This is a genomic window from Flavobacterium sp. PL12 (assembly GCF_039123485.1).
Lineage (GTDB): Bacteria > Bacteroidota > Bacteroidia > Flavobacteriales > Flavobacteriaceae > Flavobacterium > Flavobacterium weaverense.
In genome coordinates this window covers 41,683-60,246 of sequence record NZ_JBANDI010000004.1, presented here as the reverse complement: position 1 = coordinate 60,246, position 18,564 = coordinate 41,683, and the positions used below count along the sequence as shown (strand labels likewise).

The 18,564-nt window shown below is 33.3% G+C and carries 15 protein-coding genes; 5 read left to right on the top strand and 10 right to left on the bottom strand.

Annotated features, from left to right (window positions below; translation table 11 throughout):
- Window positions 1-57: 57 nt before the first annotated feature.
- The 9 genes from RCH19_RS03030 to RCH19_RS02990 form a co-directional block, all read right to left on the bottom strand.
- A complete protein-coding gene (locus RCH19_RS03030) occupies window positions 58-666 on the bottom strand; it encodes a hypothetical protein (RefSeq protein ID WP_343021979.1) in 609 nt (202 codons plus the stop codon).
- 23 nt (window positions 667-689) lie between these two features.
- Window positions 690-1,385: a SprT family zinc-dependent metalloprotease gene (locus tag RCH19_RS03025; RefSeq protein WP_343021978.1), complete on the bottom strand. Its 696-nt coding sequence runs from the start codon at window positions 1,383-1,385 to the stop codon at window positions 690-692.
- Window positions 1,385-4,435 carry an HsdR family type I site-specific deoxyribonuclease gene (locus RCH19_RS03020; RefSeq protein WP_343021977.1) on the bottom strand — a complete coding sequence of 1,017 codons (3,051 nt, stop codon included), beginning with the start codon at window positions 4,433-4,435 and terminating at the stop codon, window positions 1,385-1,387. The genes RCH19_RS03025 and RCH19_RS03020 overlap by 1 nt, the downstream gene beginning before the upstream one ends.
- Window positions 4,428-6,959 carry a DUF262 domain-containing protein gene (locus RCH19_RS03015; RefSeq protein ID WP_343021976.1) on the bottom strand — a complete coding sequence of 844 codons (2,532 nt, stop codon included), beginning with the start codon at window positions 6,957-6,959 and terminating at the stop codon, window positions 4,428-4,430. Before RCH19_RS03015 ends, RCH19_RS03020 begins: the two co-directional genes overlap by 8 nt.
- Window positions 6,960-6,961: 2 nt before the next feature.
- A complete protein-coding gene (locus RCH19_RS03010) occupies window positions 6,962-8,788 on the bottom strand; it encodes a DUF262 domain-containing protein (RefSeq protein ID WP_343021975.1) in 1,827 nt (608 codons plus the stop codon).
- A 12-nt stretch (window positions 8,789-8,800) separates the two neighbouring features.
- Window positions 8,801-9,550: a hypothetical protein gene (locus RCH19_RS03005; RefSeq protein ID WP_343021974.1), complete on the bottom strand. Its 750-nt coding sequence runs from the start codon at window positions 9,548-9,550 to the stop codon at window positions 8,801-8,803.
- 114 nt (window positions 9,551-9,664) lie between these two features.
- Window positions 9,665-10,333, bottom strand: coding sequence for a transposase (locus tag RCH19_RS03000; RefSeq protein WP_343021973.1), 669 nt, complete (start codon window positions 10,331-10,333; stop codon window positions 9,665-9,667).
- Window positions 10,334-10,434: 101 nt separating this feature from the next.
- Window positions 10,435-11,655: a restriction endonuclease subunit S gene (locus RCH19_RS02995; RefSeq protein WP_343021972.1), complete on the bottom strand. Its 1,221-nt coding sequence runs from the start codon at window positions 11,653-11,655 to the stop codon at window positions 10,435-10,437.
- A complete protein-coding gene (locus RCH19_RS02990; protein WP_343021971.1) occupies window positions 11,649-14,162 on the bottom strand; it encodes a class I SAM-dependent DNA methyltransferase in 2,514 nt (837 codons plus the stop codon). Before RCH19_RS02990 ends, RCH19_RS02995 begins: the two co-directional genes overlap by 7 nt.
- Before the next feature lie 284 nt (window positions 14,163-14,446).
- Here RCH19_RS02990 and RCH19_RS02985 point away from each other — a divergent pair, with 284 nt between their 5' ends.
- The 5 genes from RCH19_RS02985 (at window position 14,447) to RCH19_RS02965 (ending at window position 17,296) form a co-directional block, all read left to right on the top strand.
- Window positions 14,447-14,845 carry a hypothetical protein gene (locus RCH19_RS02985; protein WP_343021970.1) on the top strand — a complete coding sequence of 133 codons (399 nt, stop codon included), beginning with the start codon at window positions 14,447-14,449 and terminating at the stop codon, window positions 14,843-14,845.
- Window positions 14,846-14,918: 73 nt separating this feature from the next.
- The gene (locus RCH19_RS02980; protein WP_343021969.1) at window positions 14,919-15,488 is read left to right on the top strand and encodes a hypothetical protein; all 570 of its coding nucleotides are present in this window, start codon (window positions 14,919-14,921) and stop codon (window positions 15,486-15,488) included.
- Window positions 15,489-15,490: 2 nt separating this feature from the next.
- On the top strand, window positions 15,491-15,697 hold the full coding sequence (locus tag RCH19_RS02975) for a hypothetical protein (RefSeq protein ID WP_343021968.1): 207 nt from the start codon (window positions 15,491-15,493) through the stop codon (window positions 15,695-15,697).
- Between the two features lie 48 nt (window positions 15,698-15,745).
- A complete protein-coding gene (locus tag RCH19_RS02970) occupies window positions 15,746-16,321 on the top strand; it encodes a hypothetical protein (RefSeq protein WP_343021967.1) in 576 nt (191 codons plus the stop codon).
- A 78-nt stretch (window positions 16,322-16,399) separates the two neighbouring features.
- Window positions 16,400-17,296 (top strand): WYL domain-containing protein, encoded by an 897-nt coding sequence (locus RCH19_RS02965; RefSeq protein ID WP_343021966.1) that lies wholly within the window; start codon window positions 16,400-16,402, stop codon window positions 17,294-17,296.
- Between the two features lie 257 nt (window positions 17,297-17,553).
- On the opposite strand, the gene RCH19_RS02960 is transcribed toward RCH19_RS02965, so the two are convergent.
- A complete protein-coding gene (locus tag RCH19_RS02960) occupies window positions 17,554-18,531 on the bottom strand; it encodes a hypothetical protein (protein WP_343021965.1) in 978 nt (325 codons plus the stop codon).
- Between the last annotated feature and the right edge of the window lie 33 nt (window positions 18,532-18,564).

Genomic DNA, 18,564 nt, shown 5'->3' with positions numbered 1-18,564 from the left:
GTGAAAACTTAGAGGGTCTATTTTTATTTAATTTTATAAATAATTACATTATAATTTTTAAGCATCAATAGTGTCTTTGTAAATCTCCTCGTAAGTATCGTAATCGTATTTGATGTCAATGGCGTTATTTGTAAAGTCTATATTTTCATTTTGATCAATTTCAAGTGATAAAACGACTTTTTTTCCTATAAAAAAGACTTCACTTAAAATTTTAAAAAGACAATCATGAAAGGAGATACCTTCTTTGATAAGTAATTCTTGACTCACCCTCGTTTGACTATACATTTCATGATACATTTCCAAAATTTGTTTTGAATATTGGCTTATTTGATCTAGAATTGTAACAGGAATATTAGCAGAAATAGTACTATTCATAAAATCATCAAAATTATATCCAATTCTTTCCAAAGGTTCACCAACACAATGTGAAAGTGCGAATTCAGCAGCTTTCCCATAAGTATATAGAGCTGCTCTCGAAAATAAATTTTCAGTATTTATAAATTGTTCTAAAGTTTGAAATTCAAATAAATCTTCGATTTGGCATCTTATAAAGTCTTCAATTATTTCTTCACAAAAAGGAATCGCTTTTTTTTCTGGCAACTCTACTAATCCGTGCTTTTGCGCAATAAGTAGCCCTTTGAGTGTAATTTTATCTAATATTTCCATTCGTTTTTATTAATTATAATTGATTATAAAGGCAACTCATTCAAAATTTTCTTCTGCACTCTCCAGTCAGGCATAAAGCGATTCATCAATAGAATAAAGTTTTTATTGTGCTTTCTTTCCAGTAAATGAACTAATTCGTGAATTACTATATACTCAACACATTCCAAAGGCTTTTTAGCCAATTCAATATTAAATAATAGTCGGTTAGATGCAGAGGCACAACTCCCCCACTTCGTTTTCATTTTTTGTATTTTAAAAGTCGGGCAAGGAACTTCCATTTTAGTTGCGTGAAGATCTATTAGGGTTTCTATTTTTAAACGCAACTCTTTACGATAGAAATTGTACAGTGTTTTTTGTTTCTGCGCTACTGTGGCGTCTTTTAGTGCGTGTAAAATGATTTTGGCATGCTGCACTGCTATTTTGGATCTTTTTGCTTCTACGACTTCCAAGAGATATCTCTTTCCAAAAAGCTGATGGCTTTCTTTAGTAAGATATAACTTCTGTGCTTCGCGATCTTGACTGGCAATTTTCCTTTGCTCTCTTTTTATCCAACACAATTTAGTAGCCAAGTAAATTTTAATTTTCTCTAAATCATAAAAATCAGGAGACGACACCGTCACTTTTCCAAAAGGTGGATGCACGCTCAAATGTAAATTTTTAATTGGTTTAAACTGAACCTCAACGGCAACTGATCCAATAATTACTTTGGTACTACTCATTAATACTCGCCTTTGTGAATTTCAATAATTTGGTACACTTTCCTGGCTAATTCGTCGTCTTCAACAATATCACTAATGGCTTTTTTCACTTTACGCTGCTTCATCATATTTTCTCTAAAGCCATCTTGTTTAGCATAGTGAACCGCTTCATCACATACCATAGCCAGTTGCTCATCTTCTAACAAATGATACAACGCAACTTTTGCTTTTGAATTCAATGCTTTCGGAATATCTTCTTGCTGTCCCTTATTGACCATTTTAGTTAGTTCAGCCATTCGGATAAGATATTCTTGATAGTCTATCATTTCTCTTTTTCGAGCTTCGATTAATTCTTGTAGCAAAAGTGACATTTTATCAAAATATTTAGGATCTAGTAAATGGTCTTCCACGATTTTACTTCGCACATTATTTTCCATGATCTCAGAAACAGCTTCCTTGTTTCCTCTCACTGAAGCAGGCATAGAAGCTATTGCATCAGTCATACTCGTTTCCATCAATTCTAACAAGGAAATATCATCAAAGGGCGTGATTTTCTCTGATTCTTCGGCTCTAATGTAAGTATCAATTAAAAAACGCATATCGGCTTCAAACGATTTCAAATCAATTGTTTCACCACTGGCTTTTCTAATTAACTCTCTGACACTTAAATAATCTTCTAATTTGGTTTTAAATCTCAGAATACTTTTTGCATCATAGCCTGCATTTTCAAAATCGGCAGCCATGTTTGTATAGGCTCTGATAAATTCTACGATGGCTTTATATAGCGCCATACGTTTGTATTCATTGCCTTTTAATTCTTCCGCAATTTCTGTATTACCGCAGAAAAAACGAATATAATTCAAATCATTCTTTGGACTATCAACATTTTCGCAAATGGCTTCCACCGTTTCCATCGCTACTTCCAGTCGATCTGCAGCCGCTTTAATTCGATCTTTTAACTGAATATTTACTTCTTCATTGGTAAAACCTTCACTATCTAATTCGGAAGTATAAACATCAATGGCATCAGTTACTTTGCCAAACAGTTCCATATAATCGACGATATAACCATAATCTTTATCATCGGTATCCAATCGGTTTACGCGACAAATAGCTTGAAACAACGTGTGATCCTGCATTTTTTTATCAATGTAAATATAAGAACAAGGTGGTGCGTCAAAACCAGTTAATAATTTAGAAACTACAATTAGCAACTTCATCCGTGCTGGTTCTTTTCTAAACTGTTCCTTAACGTTTGATTCGTAGGTTTCTGTTTTCGATTTATTCCCTTTTGGACTGACGTCTTTCAGTAAATCGGTATAGACTTTAAAAATGAATTCTTTGTCGGTGTCGGTGTCTGCTCCTATATCCTCCTTACTGACATCACTTGCCATAGGATTATAAGAAGTAACTACGGCACATTTGTTTTTAAATTCGGTGTTCAAAAACAAGGAATAATATTTAGCTGCTTCATAAATACTGGAAGCTACCAAAATGGCATTACCTGTTTCGTGTTTTAAACGCGATTTGGTGCTAAAATCCATTAGAATATCAGCTACAATTTTCTCCATTCTACTTTTAGAACTCAGCACATTCTGCATCGTTCCCCATTTTTTTTTGATTTCGTTTTTCTGGAAATCATTCAAAGCAGCAGTTTTGGCTTCAAACCACTGGTCTACTTTTGCTTGAGAAGTCAAATTCTGCTCAATCGAACGTCCTTCGTACATTAAATCTTTTACTACGCCATCGACAACGGCTTCGTTGAATTTATAAGTATGAATGTAGCGACCGAAAACCTGTTGTGAAGTCTTAGCATCTTGTTTTAATAAAGGAGTTCCCGTAAAGCCAATAAAAACTGCATTGTGTAATGCCGCTTTCATGATTTCATTTAATTTTCCGCCTTGTGAACGATGGCATTCATCTACAAATACAAAAATATCGCCTTGGGTTTCGATAGGATTGTCTCTTAACTCTTTAATAAAGGTGTCGTAATCGGTTTCGCCTTTTGCACCAAATTTATGAATCAACGAACAAATTAATCTAGGTCGAGACGATTGCAAATACATCATTAATTCCTTACCTGATTTAGCTTTTGCAATATCGGTTTCGCCAACATCATTAAACACGCGTTCTATTTGATCGTCGAGTTCGGTTCTGTCCGTCATAATTGCAATGCGGGAATTTGGGATGTTTTCTAAAATCCATTTACCCAGCATTACCATCATCAATGATTTTCCAGAACCTTGCGTGTGCCAAATAATACCGCCTTCTCTGCGTTTTACAAAATCTTGCGCTTCTTTTAAACAAAAATATTGATGTGGACGAGGCAGTTTTTTAACTCCTGCATCGAAAATGACTCCGTTGTAAATCAAATCCAACAAACGTTCTTTATTACAGAGCTTTTTTAGATATTTATCCAGTTTGTATTCGCTATTTTCTTGTTCGTCTTCTTTCCAAGACAAATAATACTTCTCTGGCGTTTCAATGGTTCCGTAGCGTAATCCTTGCGTATTGTTTCCTGCCAAAACAACTTGCGTAGTAGTAAAAAACCATTCGGAAAACTTTCCTTGTTGATTGGAAATGTTCTGTCTGATACTCTCGGCAATATCAACGGTTCCTCGTTTTAACTCTAAAATTCCAATGGCAATTCCGTTAATGTACAATACAATATCAGGTCTGCGGCTGTATTCGGTATTGTTTAAAGTCACTTCTTCTGCAATAGCGAAATCATTCTTTTCCCAATGTTGCCAGTCAATAGGGAAAACGGTATCAAACTGTTCTCCTAATTCTGGACGTGCTTTTACCCCATACCGCAACAAGTTGTACATTTTTTTATTGCGTTCATACAAGGTACCGCTACTGCTATGGGCTAATTGTGCGACTTCAGCAACCGTTTTATTGACCAATGCTTCGGCATAACCTTGCTTTTGCAGGAATGCTTTTAAATAGGCTTGCTCTACATTGCTGTTGTTGGGGCGTTCTTCCCAATTACCATAGTACGTGTAACCCAATTGCTGTGTAAACAATTGGATGATGCGGTTTTGGGTAATGCGTTCTATTGGGTTAATCATTTACAATTGCGTTAAATTGAATACATAATTTTTTAATGAAACTTAAAGTCGCCTGTTCAGTAATTCTGGTTGTATAAAATTCTTTTCTTTCAACATCCCATTTAAATTTATTCTCTTCTAGATTATCAACAATTTTAGCATTAAAATCATCATATTCTGTAGGGCGTTTTACTTTTGCAAAAATTATTTTAAAGAAACCTTTCTCACCACTTTCATCGGTATTATGAAACACACGAATAGTGTAATTTATTCTTTTATAGCACCAATCATTATAGTATAAGAAGGAGTATTCACATTCTCTATTTATTTCTTGATGGTCAACGTTTTTAAATGGTGCAAAATCTTCTTCGTCATTAATTTTTTTTGTAAATAAATTATAAGTAAACATCTCGCGCATCCTTGAATTTTCGATAGATTTTAGTATAAGAATAATGTTGTTCTCATTAATGAATTTTATAAAACCCTGATAGCAATATCTAATTAGTTCCGGATTCTCAACAAAATATTTTCGCCAATCTGTGGGTGTATTTTTTATTATTTTTTTTAAAGATTTTGTAATATCTAATGGATTGTAATAACAATCGTCAAAAAGTTCTTTAACAAAATATCGCTTATCTTTCCAATATAACTCAACTATTTTATCATCATCTTTTTCAGAAATATTAGTTAGTTGCAACAAACTCCTCCAACTGTAATCTCGTTTGTAATTGCTTACTTTATTTGAACTTAAAAAGTTTAATCGATAGTTTGCAGCAGGAATTAAATAATCTCCTTTAGTAAGGACAGCTCTCTCTAACAAGAAGTCACTATTTTCTGGAGTTTGAATAATACTAAAAAAGGCAGTTGCTTTTTGAGCATAAGTCGTAAAAGTATCTAAATAAGCAATATTTTCTTTTTGTGACCAATCACAGTTATTATTATCTGAAAAATAATCTAGAATACCACTAAATTCCAACAAAAATAATATTTGCCCTTTGAAGTGGTTGTTACATTCATAATATTTAATATTTTTTTTCCAAACGTCTGACTTTGTAATTAAAAAAGCCTTAATCCGTTCTTCTTGGACCTGTCTATCAAAGAAAGACGTTTCAAGTAATTCATTTTCTTTTTGAAAATCTAAAATTCTGCAGCTATTGGGAAGCAATTTTTCTATATCTAAAAATGCATTTATTTCTTTATCATTATCGTCAATTTCCGTATTCTCTGTAAGGTTATGAACAAATCTCATCCATTCCTCTAATCCCTTTGTATCATTATCATGTAAAATTAAAAATCGTAAATAAGCGTGAAATTGAATTCGCGCCACTCTACTTAAACTATTCTTTAAAGCATTTTTAAAAACTTCATCTTCATCAAAATAGAATTTATTCTCCAAGTAAGTATTAATTTTTCTATTGCCATTTGCAAGACATTCTAATGATTTTATTAAGTACTGAATTAATCCCTTAGTTAATACACCAAGTTTTTCTAATCTGTAAAATGAAATTGGCACTTCTTTACCCTCAACTGTTTCTCTTTTAAGTATTAGAGGGTAGTCAACCTTGAAAGCACTATTCTCGATGGCAAATTGATTAGAAGAGATAATACAGACAAAGTTCATGATCTCTTCGTCAAAGGTATTTTTGTTTCCTGCTAATTCTCGGTATTGCCAAAATAAGTTAGCCCATTTTGTATCAATATTAAATGAAAAGTATTCTTTAATTTTAACCTCTCTTTCTAGTTCATTATGTTTTAGAATATATTTAGCTTTATCCGTTTCATACAAACTCTCAATATGCTGTTCAAACTTCGCTTTAAAATTTTCAAAAGGTGTAAGTGTTTTTCCCCTTGAATTCATTTTTATATACAAATCCTCCGTCAATTTAAACTTCCCTAAATCCAAGTATAAAAAGGTAATTATTGGATAGTTTTTGTCAATTAATCTATCGTAAAACTCGGGTCTATCCTTAAATTTATCGTGAATTGAATCTAACATAATCAACATTGATTGAATTGTTGGATCTTTACTCCATGATAAAAAATACCAACCACTATCTTTTATTGTTGCAGTTATACTTTCGAGTTGTGAATTATCATCAACTATCAAATTATTAAAGTCAATACCATTATAAAGTAATGCGTCGCAAAACTCACTTGAACTCGACCTAGTCAAATAAGTAAATTTTGATTTTTTTTCTTCCAGCAATAATTCTTTAAATGAATCTATATTTTCTGACTTATTTGCTAAATACCAATGCAATAAAAACAATGTAGTTAATCTTTGTTGTCCATCTAAAGGAATAAATTTATCGAAATGTCCATCTGATTCAGTACTACCATATACAAAATCTAAATTTCTAAAAGGTCGATTTTCATCTAAATAATCATACAGTGCTTGTAAGAATAAGTCTCTAACCTCTAATTTAGATTTTCTGCCTTGTGCATAATCTCTTTGTATTATTGGGATCTCTATCTTAAAATTCTCATTCTTAAATAATTCGTAAAAAGAATGTCTTGTTCCTTGATGTGTTAGTGGTTCGTCCATTTTTATTGATTTTTGGGCAAATAGGTTGATAAAGTTTGTTTAATCGCTTGTAGGTAATCTGACGCGTCACTTTTCTTCCAATACATCACGTCACTCATTTTATTACTATAATATTTTAGAAATAAATTTTTAGTACATATAGGAACAAAAATTCCATTTGCATCATTTGCAATAATGTGTTTTCTTTTAATTGGAAACATCGCGTTTTTGTAACTTCTGTTTGTTCCTTGGTCTAGTAGTGCAAGATTTGCGATACCGTCATCTTGATTAATTTCATTTTCTTTGAATCTATTACGTATTTCGCTATTTAAATCTTGGAAAAAATGGTCATCTGATTTTTCACTTTTAAGAATAATAATTAATCGCTTACAAAATTCTTTATCTTTTTCATCAGTTAGTTGAGATACCATTTCATCTTGTATTTCCATTTCAGTTTTATTGTATTTATCAACAATAGTTTCTGAATAACCTTTTTCTCCTGTGAAATATTCCAAGAGGTCCAACGCCCAGTCTTTTCTCTTTGCCTTTTCAATAACTTTATAGGTTTGAGAATTTACATGTTCAATATCCCAGTTTTCCTTTTTATATTTGTCAAACGGAAATCTCACTTCTGCTTCTTGAGTTGAAATAATCGTTTTTATATTAAATAATAACAGCGTTTTTCTAACTTGTTTTGGATTCACTTTATAATCCAAATTATCAATATTGATTTTCTCAAATAATGTTTTAATGATGCCATTCAAGTGTTCGACAAATTTAGACTTACTAATTCCTACGCTTTCTTCACGCAAAGAATTTATGTCATATTTATATTCAATTAGAAATCCAATCAAATGATACAATTCCGCGTTGCTGAACCACTCTTCTAGACTCTGAAAATAGTTCTTAATTGTGAGCCAACTTTCTTCAACAGTCTTTTTATTGCCTCTTGATTTTGCATTATTTTCTAATTCTTGTACAAAAGCATTAAAAGTATGATGTTCTTCATCTTCTTCAGTTCTTCCTTTTAATAAGTCAAAAATGTATTCAATTCTGTTTTCATATTTAATAGGATTAATGGAATTATAGATAAAATACCAAAAAGCATCATCTTGTAATTTCTTTTCTATTTCGTCCCATTCTTTAGCAATTTTTAGCTGAATGTAAATCTGATGTTCGTCAAAGTTTTTCTTCTGAAGAAATAGTGCTTTTACTAATTCAGAATTAGTTAGAGGAATTTTTCCCATATTAATACGTGTAAAAACATCAATCGCATTTTCTTCTTCCTCAACAACATCCTTCTCTTTAATTTCATACCAAATAACTTTTACTACATTAATAAGAGTTTCGTAAAATGCTCCAGCAATAGTTGTATTCTCTCTTCCTTTTGCTTCAAACCAATTATAAACTGCATTGTAAGCATTATGTATATGAAAATAATCTACATTAGTAAGTGCTAATTCTTTATCCTCAATACTAGCTAGAAAAGCTTTGCTATCTGGTCTTGTTTCAAATGAAACGGTAAATATCTTTTTAGGAATTTTGAATTCCATCTGATTAAAATAATAAAGTATAATCAGAATCGTTGTCAAACGTTGTTGTCCGTCGATAACTTCCCAATAAGATTCATTTTCAAATATTTTATCTTTTACAACAATAGGTTGCAAACAGTAAAATTTATCTGAGGTATGATTTTCATTTTTAAAATCCCAAATATCTTTAAGCAATGCATTTACCTCCTTATCAGTCCATCTATAACCACGCTGATATGATGGAATAAAGAAATTAAAATTCAACAGTTTGTTAATTTCTAAAATTTTCAACTCATTAACATTACTTACTTCGTCCATATTTATATCTTTTTATTTCTTTAAAATCTCTTTTACAATCCCTAAATCCTTCTCCAATTCCCTAACAATCTTATCCTTACTATCAAACTGAAAATCTGAATATTCAATTTCAATGAGTTTTATATTATGTTGTGGCAAAACCTCTCTTCTTCTTTGATCGTAGATCTTTCTTTGTTCACCACGATGAACACCGCTTACAGTAAATAAATCGGGTTTGTCAAAATGTTTGTTCGCTTTGCTGTGTTGCTGCTCTTTGTATTCAATAACCAAATTCAATTCAGGATAATAAATATCTACTGGTAATTTGGCTTTACGACCTTGCGCATTTGCATCACCTAACAAAAAATCAAAGCGATGTTGCCGTAATCCTTTTACTTGCAAAACTTGATCGCACAAATCCAAGACATAGTGTTCGTCGCTGTCTTTTCTGGAACTCGGTTTTGGTTCTTTAATTTTTATATACTTAAGCTTTATCTCTGGTGGTTTTGATTTGTCTATCGCTTGACCATTAATTCGTTGAAAAAACCAATTCGTATTTACATTTTTTCGTTCCGCATATACATACGGAATCAAATGCAATTGGTTTTTATCATCTAATCGTCTTAACACATTTCTGATTGGCAAGCCATTTTTGTTGTCTTTAGGAAAAACACCAGCCAAAATAAAATAAGGCATCATATCCTTTGCAGGAATAATTTTTACACTTATATTTTCTTCAAAATAAGATTGAAGGACTTGGTTTATTTGTTTTGTTTTTGACATAATCTTTATTTACTACTGTATCTGTTACAACTGGCAATATAATTTTTCTAAATTAATGTCGCTTGAGCTTTCGTTCTGTCGGATTAATCATAATGCTTTCGTTCTTAAAGTATTTTATTTAAAAAATTTATCTGTTTTCCAATTTTGAATATTAGATTCTATATAATCATTGATGCGTTGGTATTCCGCATCATTGCGAATAATGTGGTCATGAAATCGAGTTTGCCATCCAAATTCAAATCCCAAACGGTTTGCGTGTTTCGTTACCGCCGATTTGTAGGATCCAATGATAGAGGATACGGTATTTTTATTTGAATTTATATCCGATTTTGAATCCGATTCCAAATCAGAATCCTGAAACGACGGGGCATGCCCCGTCTGTACTGATGATTGGAAATCCAATTCCGAATCGCCCGTTAAAATTAATATACCGTGAATATGATTGGGCATTACCACAAAGGCACCCAATGCTACGTTTTTTGCATGGTTTTTTATTTCGTGCCAAAAAACATCCGCCAATACGCCGCAATTGGATAAATTTATTTTATTGTAATTTGATGTTTGTGGATTTGGTGATTTCGAATCTGAATATAATTTTGAATTCAAATACGAATCCGATTCCCGCAGGGACGGGGCATGCTGCGTCTGTACGGTATCAATATTCCCAAAATAATGATTCCTATTTTGGGTGCAAATGGTAATAAAATACGCGCCCGCCCAGCCGTAATTCCACCAGGTGGCGCGTGCCGATTCGATGCGGTATTTATTTTGAAATTTTGCCATTCTATTGCATTTTTATTTTTTTATATGCTGCTGCTACCATATAGTACAGACGAGGCATGCCTCGTCTCTACGTGCCATTTTTACGTGCCATTTCTACGATTCTAAATTAACCTAATCCTCCCCGTTAACAACTCCTGCATCATTCCTTGCTTGATTTGCCTTGCTTTTTCTAATTGCTGCTCCAACGCTGCTATCTCCAAATCCATATCCGATAAAATCGTCGCAATGCGGGTTTGTTCTACAAGGGATTTTGGAAATTTCACCAGTAATTTCTCAAACGTTTGTCTTTTAATTCCTTGAGCTGTTGAACCTGTTGCACTTTCTAAAATATAATCTTGAAATGCTTTCGAAAATAATAACTGAAATATAAACATTGAGTCAAATTTTTTATTCAATTGCAATAAAATTGTCCTTTGACTCATGATGTATTTTTTATTATCAGGTATTAGAGCAATATTTCCTAATGGAGCTTCTAATGTAAAAACAATATCATCTTTTTTTGGATTTCCGTTACGCATCCATCTTTTATATAAATCTTGAGATCCTAAATAACATTCTGAATTAAAATCAATATAACCTCTTTTGACATTTCCAGCTGATAATGCAACTATATTACCATTTCCCCATTCCATCCCCAACTTTTTAGGAGTTACACCTCTATAATCAATTATGTTATCTGTAATTGAAAAGATTGTTGATTCCTCCCAATCCTCTTTTGGTGTCAACAATTCCTGCATGGCACCTTGTTTGAGCACGCGTTTTTTGGCAATGAGTTGTTCTAGACTTTCTATCCAATCATCGGCATCGCTTAAGGCTTCGGCTATGGCTTGTTGTTCTGGAAGTGGTGGAAGTGGGATTTGTGTTTTTGAAAATTCTGTTTTATTTATCATAGGAACAGCTTGTTCACTAGCTCCTAATTTAATTTTTGGTGAAATAAAAGTTAGAAAATAATAAACAAAATCACTCGAATATAAATCATTAGGCAAAACTGCATTTATTTGTTGATTAGATGTTAATTCAAATAAAGATATTCCTGCTTTACCAATAGTTGAACCTATACATGTAAAAAGGATGCTGTTTTTAGGATATTTTCGTGCAATACTAAAACCAAGTTTTGAAAGCTTTTTTTCACTATTTAAAATGTATTTACCTTTTCCTAAATCTGAAGGACTAACAAAATAATATTCTTCACCATAAAAATTACGATTATTTGTTGCTGGTGTCATACCTGTATTAACATTCCCAATGTTTCCTAGTTCGTTAACCTCCCAATCCTCAGGAATCACACCAATCTCCGTTTGTTTGTAGCCGCTTTTTACCATGACCATCCCATTTTTTGCAAGTGCGCTTTTACTTTGGTTGCCGCTTCGTTGGCTTGCGTATCTAAACTTACTAAAGTAGTGGCGTAACGTTCCGCCAACAGTTTAATGCGTTGGGTTAGGTTTTGGCTAATACGTTCTTGTTCTTGTTGCAAGCAGTTTTGCAAATGCGCTTTCCATTTGTGGTTTAAAACCAAGTCTTTACTTTCAGCTTCGGTTAATGTTGGGTATTTGGCAACGACTGCTTTTTCTAATGCTTCGTTTAGCTTTTTAATTTCGGCATTGGCTTTTTTGATGGCATCTGCGTTTTCTAGATATTCTTCTAACACTTCGACTTCGCTCAGTGGGACATTCGTTTTTCCGTAAGATGATTCGGGTTCGGCTGCAAGGTTTTCTACTAAATCAGCGGTTCTCGACTGCGCTCGAACTGACAATGATTTCTTTTCTTTCAGCAATTTGGCTACTTCGGTAGCATTTACTTTTTCTAAATCGGCAAACAAACCTTCTTCGCCAGTGTGTTCTTCTTCCAATTCGGTCAATCGAGCTTGTGCGGTTTCTACCAATTGTCCTTGCGTGGCAATCACATTTTTTTCTTCAGCAAAATAAATAGCAATTAATAATTGTGGTGCAATCATTCTGCCTTCCACACCTGCTAATCCGCCAATTTCTTTGTCTTTGGCAACTTTGCCGTCTTTTCCTTTCTTGCCTTTTACTACCAAACGCTGGTATTCGTTAGCGGCTTTCCAACCGTCTAAAGCAATCGAATAGACATCGTCTTGCATGGTTTCGTTCCAGTATTGCATCAAATGTTGGTACACATCATAGCCATTCACCAACACATTGCTTTCAAAAGCAGCCAAAAGAGTTTCGCCTGCTTGCGCAATACTTTCTTTAGGATGTACGCCAACGCTCAGGTTTTCCCAAAGTTGTTGCTTTTGTTGCATCCATTGGTCAAAAGTGTTTTGTAAATTGGTATTGAAAGCCACAAACTCGCTGTGGTCAAAAATGGCAGTCTTCAATTCGCTTGTAGGAACGCCCACTTGTACAAATCCTTCACGAAGATTTTCGAATAAGGTTTTGCGCAACGTAGGAAATACATTCCAATACTTCTGCAAAGCATCAACATCTACTAACGGAATGCCACCTTGTAAATGCGCTTCAATATTTTGTAAATCTTCGGCTTCTTGGGTATCAATATATCTTGGAATATTCAGGTTGTAATCGTTCTTAGCATCGGCAATCTCACTAATCGGAACCATGCGGCTGAACTTTGAAACTTCGGCTTGTTCGCTAAAAACATCGGTAATTTTGCGAATATCTTGTTCGCGCAAGCGGTTTTTGTTGCCGTCTTTAGTAAAACCTTTGCTGGCATCCATCATAAAAATCCCTTTGCGATGTTCAGCGTTTTCACGATCTAGGATAATGACACAAGCGGGAATTCCTGTTCCGTAAAACAAGTTGGCTGGCAAACCGATAATTCCTTTGATATAACCTTTTTTGAGAATGTTTTTTCTGATCTCGCCTTCGGCATTTCCTCTAAACAAAACACCGTGTGGCAAGACAACCGCTGCTTTCCCAGTCGATTTAAGGGATTGTAGAATGTGCAATAAAAAGGCATAATCCCCATTTTTCTCGGGAGGAACACCCAATTCAAAACGACCGTATTCGTCACTTTCTACATTCACGCCATTACTCCAGCTTTTTAACGAAAATGGTGGATTGGCAACCACATAATCAAATCGCTTCAACTTTCCATCTTCAGTAAAAGCAGGTCTTGTTAAAGTATTATCAGCTACAATACTTGCTGTTTCAGCACCATGCAAAATCATGTTCATGTGCGCCAAGTTAGCTGTCGCAGTCTCTTTTTCCTGTCCGTACAAATCGATGCCTTTACCCGCTTCGTTCATCACTTTCAACAGTAAGCTTCCACTCCCCGCTGTCGGATCATATGCCGTAGTTTGTGTCGTGGCATTGCTTGGAGAAATCCCAATTACCTTTGCCAAAATACGAGAAACTTCGGCAGGTGTATAAAATTGCCCTTTCGATTTTCCTGATTCGGTAGCAAAATGACGCATTAAATATTCGTAAGCATCGCCCAGAATATCATCGCCTTCGGCAGAATTTTTAGAAAAATCTAATGAATTATCGTTGAATATTCGAACCAAATTAGAAACCGTATCGACTAAATCTTTTCCTTTCCCGAGTTTGTTTTCATCGTTAAAATCAGGGAAATCGTTTAAGCCATTTTCTTCTTTGATGCGGTTTAAAATCTTTTTATTGATGTCGTCGCCAATGTTAGGCGTTCCAATCAATTGCACCATATCATCAAAAGAAGCTCCTACTGGAACTTCAATGGCAAAATAGTCGTCTTTTTTGGCTTTGTCTGAAATGTACTTGACAAATAACATCGTTAGTACGTAATCTTTATATTGAGAAGCGTCCATTCCGCCTCGTAATTCATCGCAACTTGCCCATAATGAGCTGTATAATTCTGATTTTTTGATTGCCATTAAACGTGTATAATTTAATTTATAAGCTAGTTACCCAACTAACTTTTAAGATGTTATTTAAAATAGATTTTGGGTAGCTAATGTAGCCATTATTCAATGGATTTGGACTATCAGATTTCAACTAAAATAAAAAATATCGATGCGTATTGCGTTTTATTCAGACTGCAATAACAACAATTAAATCCATATTGTCAATCCCTGAAATTAGTGATATTAAAAGAAAATCACTCCGCCATATTATGACAGTCTGCTACTTTATCTTTGCGCTATAAATCAAAGTAAATATGACTTTAGAAGAAATTAAATACGAAATTTTAAATACATACACCTCTTGGAAAAGCCTTGATGACTCAATCGATGACGACAAATATGCCGAAATTGATGAAGGTTATATCAGAACACTAATTGCTACTTACTGTGAAGAACAAGGTTATGAAGTAGATGGATTTCCAACAGAAAAAAGAGAACTCGGTAAAACGGATGACTGCTATGATGAAGATTATTTCACTTGGGAAAGAGATGAAAAATACATTGATATTTTATGTTTAGAAAAAGAGGATGTGCTGGAATTACGCTTATTTTATTACAAAACCTTTTGGTCCGATCAAGTGACTTCAAGTCAACAAGTGAAAGACGATATTAAGTTTAATTTTAAAAATAATCTTTACAAAACTGACTTTTGAAAGTGCCAGATTAATTTTAAACCGACACCGTATGTCGTAACACTACCTTTTCTTTGTATCAAATAAAAAACTGATGATGATAACAAAAAACATAACTTTTAGATGTCATTCTGGTGGTGCTATTGGTGCAGATATCCATTTTGAATACTTTGGTGCATTGTATGGTGTAAAAACTTTGGCTTATTCCTACCAAACACCTTATCATAAAAGTATTAATAAAGTGGAAATATCAGAATCCGATTTCCAAGATGGAATACAAAAAATAGCGCCGGCTAATCAATCCTTAAAGCGAAAAGTAAATGTAAAACACTTGAATTTGCTGGCTAGAAATTGGCAACAAATTAAAAATGCAGACCAAGTTTTTGCTGTTAGTAAAATCATTTTCAAAAATATAGAATGTATTTCGGGTGGAACAGGTTGGGCAGTTCAAATGGCTATTGACCATCACAAAGAAATCTTTGTATTTGACCAAGTTCAAAATGCCTGGTTTGAATGGTCTTATTCGGACTCCAAATTCTGTATCTTAGAATCATGTCCTAAAATTACAAGTTTGAATTTCGCAGGTATTGGAATTCGAAAGATTAATTTAAACGGTATTAATGCCATCGAAGAGTTATATATCAATTCATTTAATAAAGCATAATCATGAAACAACTACTGATCACCTTAACCGACGAACAACACGAAATGTTCACCCAAAAAATTCAAAGCGAAGCTAGTAAAAACATGGAACACAGCACACTTTCTGGATTTTCGATTACTTTAAAAGAAGCTTTTCCAGGAATGTCTTGGCTAACGGTTGACATGAATGGTGAATTGGATTTGGGTGATGTCGATTGGAAAATAATTTAAAAAGTATATATTAGGAAAAGTGATTAACTCCTCTAATACATCTAGACTGTGCCTCAAATTAAAATTAACATTTTTGGAGAAGGAATCGAAATAAGGCATCTCCTGCTCGATCCTGAAATTTTGGAACAATGGAATGAACTCGCTAATCGAAAAAACAAAGTTATTATGGACTTAATAACTGATCCTTTTTTCTATCATGCATTACGAAATCCAAACATAAGATCTCTGGAAGATGTGAATGCTAACGTGGTCAAAGCGATGTTAGACACTTCTTTGAGCCAAATAGAAATTTGGTTTCAACGTCATAAAGTGATCAAATTCAAATCGCATGAATTATTCAACGAAATGCTTTTGTTTCCTTTGTTTCAAACCAAAGAAAATCATGTATTTGGTGCAAATGAATTCCCATCTGGTTTGTATTCCATCAAAAAAAAAAAAGGTTTGCTACGCTCAATTGCAATAGAGACTTCAGATGAAGAACTCAATCTGGATGATTTTATCTTCGAAGTTTCCGCCTATCAAAACAAGCGTATTTTAACTAATATTACTTATAAGAACCAGCAATTACGATTGATTAAAAGTGATACTTTAATTACACATCAAAGTGCTTTTGAAATAAAATAATTTTTAGTATTCCAATACATTCTGCCGTATTTTGTCGCTATTAAATAGTATTTTAGCAGGATTAAAATTACAATAACCATGGCAAAAGTAGGTTTTTACAAAAGGTATTTATACATCATCGAGCGACTTCAGACGGTTCCCACGAACTTTAAAGATTTACATCAACATGTAATGAAAAAATTAGAAAATGATGATTTAGGAACTAATTTTGAATATTCAGCGCGCACATTTGATAGAGATAAAAAAGACATTGCAGATTTGTTTGGCATTTATATCAAATTCAATCGAAAAGACAAGGTTTATCACATTGATGAAGAAACAGAAGATCTATCAGTTTCCAGAATGATAGAGGCTTTTTCAATCCATCAAGCAATGAAAGAAAGTACCAAAATTACTCCCAGCATCTATTTGGAAAAAAGAAAATCGTCAGGAACTCATCTGATGAACGGCATTCTATATGCAATTCAAAATCATTTACAACTGAGTTTTACCCATACTAAGTTTTGGGATATGGAAATCACGGAGCGCACGGTAAAACCACTGGCGATCAAAGAATCGCAACACCGCTGGTATTTAATCGCGTGGGATAATAATACTGAAATGATTAAAAACTTTGGCTTTGATCGTATTACCAACTTACGCTTTTTAGATACGAAGTTCAAACCAATGACTGTCAATATTGAAGAGAAGTACCAACATGCTTTTGGTGTCGAAACCTATTCAGAACCACAAAAAATAATCTTAGAATTTACTTGGCAACAAGGAAACTACATAAAATCATTTCCGTTGCATTCTTCGCAAAAAATAATGAGCGATAGTGATGATAAATTAGTAATTGAATTGTTCCTGCATCCTACTAATGACATCGCAATGGAATTATTAAAATATGGTGCAGAAGTGAAAATTATAGAACCCGAATCGTTGCGAAATGATATTAAGAATCGCGCAGTGGAAATGATGAAGTTGTATGAGTGAGAAATGTATTGTTGAAAATTTTTTGATTAATGAAAACAGCCTGAAACTGCTTTTGAAAATAACGAATTATTCTTAAATAGTAATTTTGAATAATAAGCCACACCGTAAAAACTAATATGCTGTTTCCCTGCAAGATTTTGAAAACTTTGCAGGAATTAAGGTCTAATAAGAATTTAAAGTAAACAGATAAACAGTATTTTATTATAGCAATCCTAATTGCAAATTGTTTTGTATTTTATTTTATAAAAATTTGTAAATCAAAATCCTGTCGCAAGAATATTAACTGAAATAGCATCGCCTAGCTTTAGATCCTCAGAAACTCCCATAACAATGTTAGTACAATGACCAGTTTTATTTTGGATATAATCATTTATTTCACCTATTTCATCAATTGTAATTTCCACTTTTCCAGAGCTAATTGCTAATAGAATATTTTGTGCCCCTTCTATCTTACTTTTTAATAATAGCGAACCTTTTAATGCTGAAATAACAGTCGCCTCTGCTCTATCTGGTCCCGTGGCTTTTGCAGATCCTATGAAGACGCTAGCACTATTAGATAATACTGCTCTTATATCATCAAAATCAGGTTCCTTATCATCATCGATATTTACCCTACTAAAAACAATCACATTTTCAATTATATTTTTAATTGCTTCTTTAATAGTCTCATTAATTTTTAATGATTGCTCCTCAAAACTCAGATTTCCATATACTTTTTCCAATGTAGCAGTATCAATAACTAACAAAGAATCTAGCGGATTAGGCAGTAGACTATTTTGACATAGAACTAGCTTTGACGTTTTTATGCCTCCTTGCTCTGCAGCTGCAGTCACAATCGCTAAACTAATAACCTCTTTATTTTTAGCAAATTCAGCTATTATTTCTACATTGCTTGAATCAATATTTTCGGCAATAATGAGGATTATTTTAGTTTTTTCATCAACTATTTCATCCAGATTATACCCTATATGATACTTTTTACCATTTAAATCGCAGTTCTCTAATACAGAGCTATTCACACCGACATTAAGCTGTGTTTTGTTTGATTTAAGACCGCTTTTCGAAGAAACTAGACTTGCTTCAAACACCGCTAAACCAAGTCCTATACAGCCAGTTTTGCGTAAGTGATTGATCGTGGAAATTCCTCGAACACCAACTCCTACTACCTTTATCATTCCTATTAGAATTTCGGGTATTTCAATTCTATTCTTTAAATCTTCTAAGTTATTATCCATAATACTTCTTTAAATTTTTCCCAAGCTACAAGA

What these genes read in the sequence shown, in the direction of transcription:
- RCH19_RS03030 (WP_343021979.1), bottom strand. Translation starts at nt 666, where the DNA reads ATGGAAATATTAGATAAAATTACACTCAAAGGGCTACTTATTGCGCAA.
- RCH19_RS03025 (WP_343021978.1), bottom strand. Translation starts at nt 1,385, where the DNA reads ATGAGTAGTACCAAAGTAATTATTGGATCAGTTGCCGTTGAGGTTCAG.
- RCH19_RS03020 (WP_343021977.1), bottom strand. Translation starts at nt 4,435, where the DNA reads ATGATTAACCCAATAGAACGCATTACCCAAAACCGCATCATCCAATTG.
- RCH19_RS03015 (WP_343021976.1), bottom strand. Translation starts at nt 6,959, where the DNA reads ATGGACGAACCACTAACACATCAAGGAACAAGACATTCTTTTTACGAA.
- RCH19_RS03010 (WP_343021975.1), bottom strand. Translation starts at nt 8,788, where the DNA reads ATGGACGAAGTAAGTAATGTTAATGAGTTGAAAATTTTAGAAATTAAC.
- RCH19_RS03005 (WP_343021974.1), bottom strand. Translation starts at nt 9,550, where the DNA reads ATGTCAAAAACAAAACAAATAAACCAAGTCCTTCAATCTTATTTTGAA.
- RCH19_RS03000 (WP_343021973.1), bottom strand. Translation starts at nt 10,333, where the DNA reads ATGGCAAAATTTCAAAATAAATACCGCATCGAATCGGCACGCGCCACC.
- RCH19_RS02995 (WP_343021972.1), bottom strand. Translation starts at nt 11,655, where the DNA reads ATGGTAAAAAGCGGCTACAAACAAACGGAGATTGGTGTGATTCCTGAG.
- RCH19_RS02990 (WP_343021971.1), bottom strand. Translation starts at nt 14,162, where the DNA reads ATGGCAATCAAAAAATCAGAATTATACAGCTCATTATGGGCAAGTTGC.
- RCH19_RS02985 (WP_343021970.1), top strand. Translation starts at nt 14,447, where the DNA reads ATGACTTTAGAAGAAATTAAATACGAAATTTTAAATACATACACCTCT.
- RCH19_RS02980 (WP_343021969.1), top strand. Translation starts at nt 14,919, where the DNA reads ATGATGATAACAAAAAACATAACTTTTAGATGTCATTCTGGTGGTGCT.
- RCH19_RS02975 (WP_343021968.1), top strand. Translation starts at nt 15,491, where the DNA reads ATGAAACAACTACTGATCACCTTAACCGACGAACAACACGAAATGTTC.
- RCH19_RS02965 (WP_343021966.1), top strand. Translation starts at nt 16,400, where the DNA reads ATGGCAAAAGTAGGTTTTTACAAAAGGTATTTATACATCATCGAGCGA.
- RCH19_RS02960 (WP_343021965.1), bottom strand. Translation starts at nt 18,531, where the DNA reads ATGGATAATAACTTAGAAGATTTAAAGAATAGAATTGAAATACCCGAA.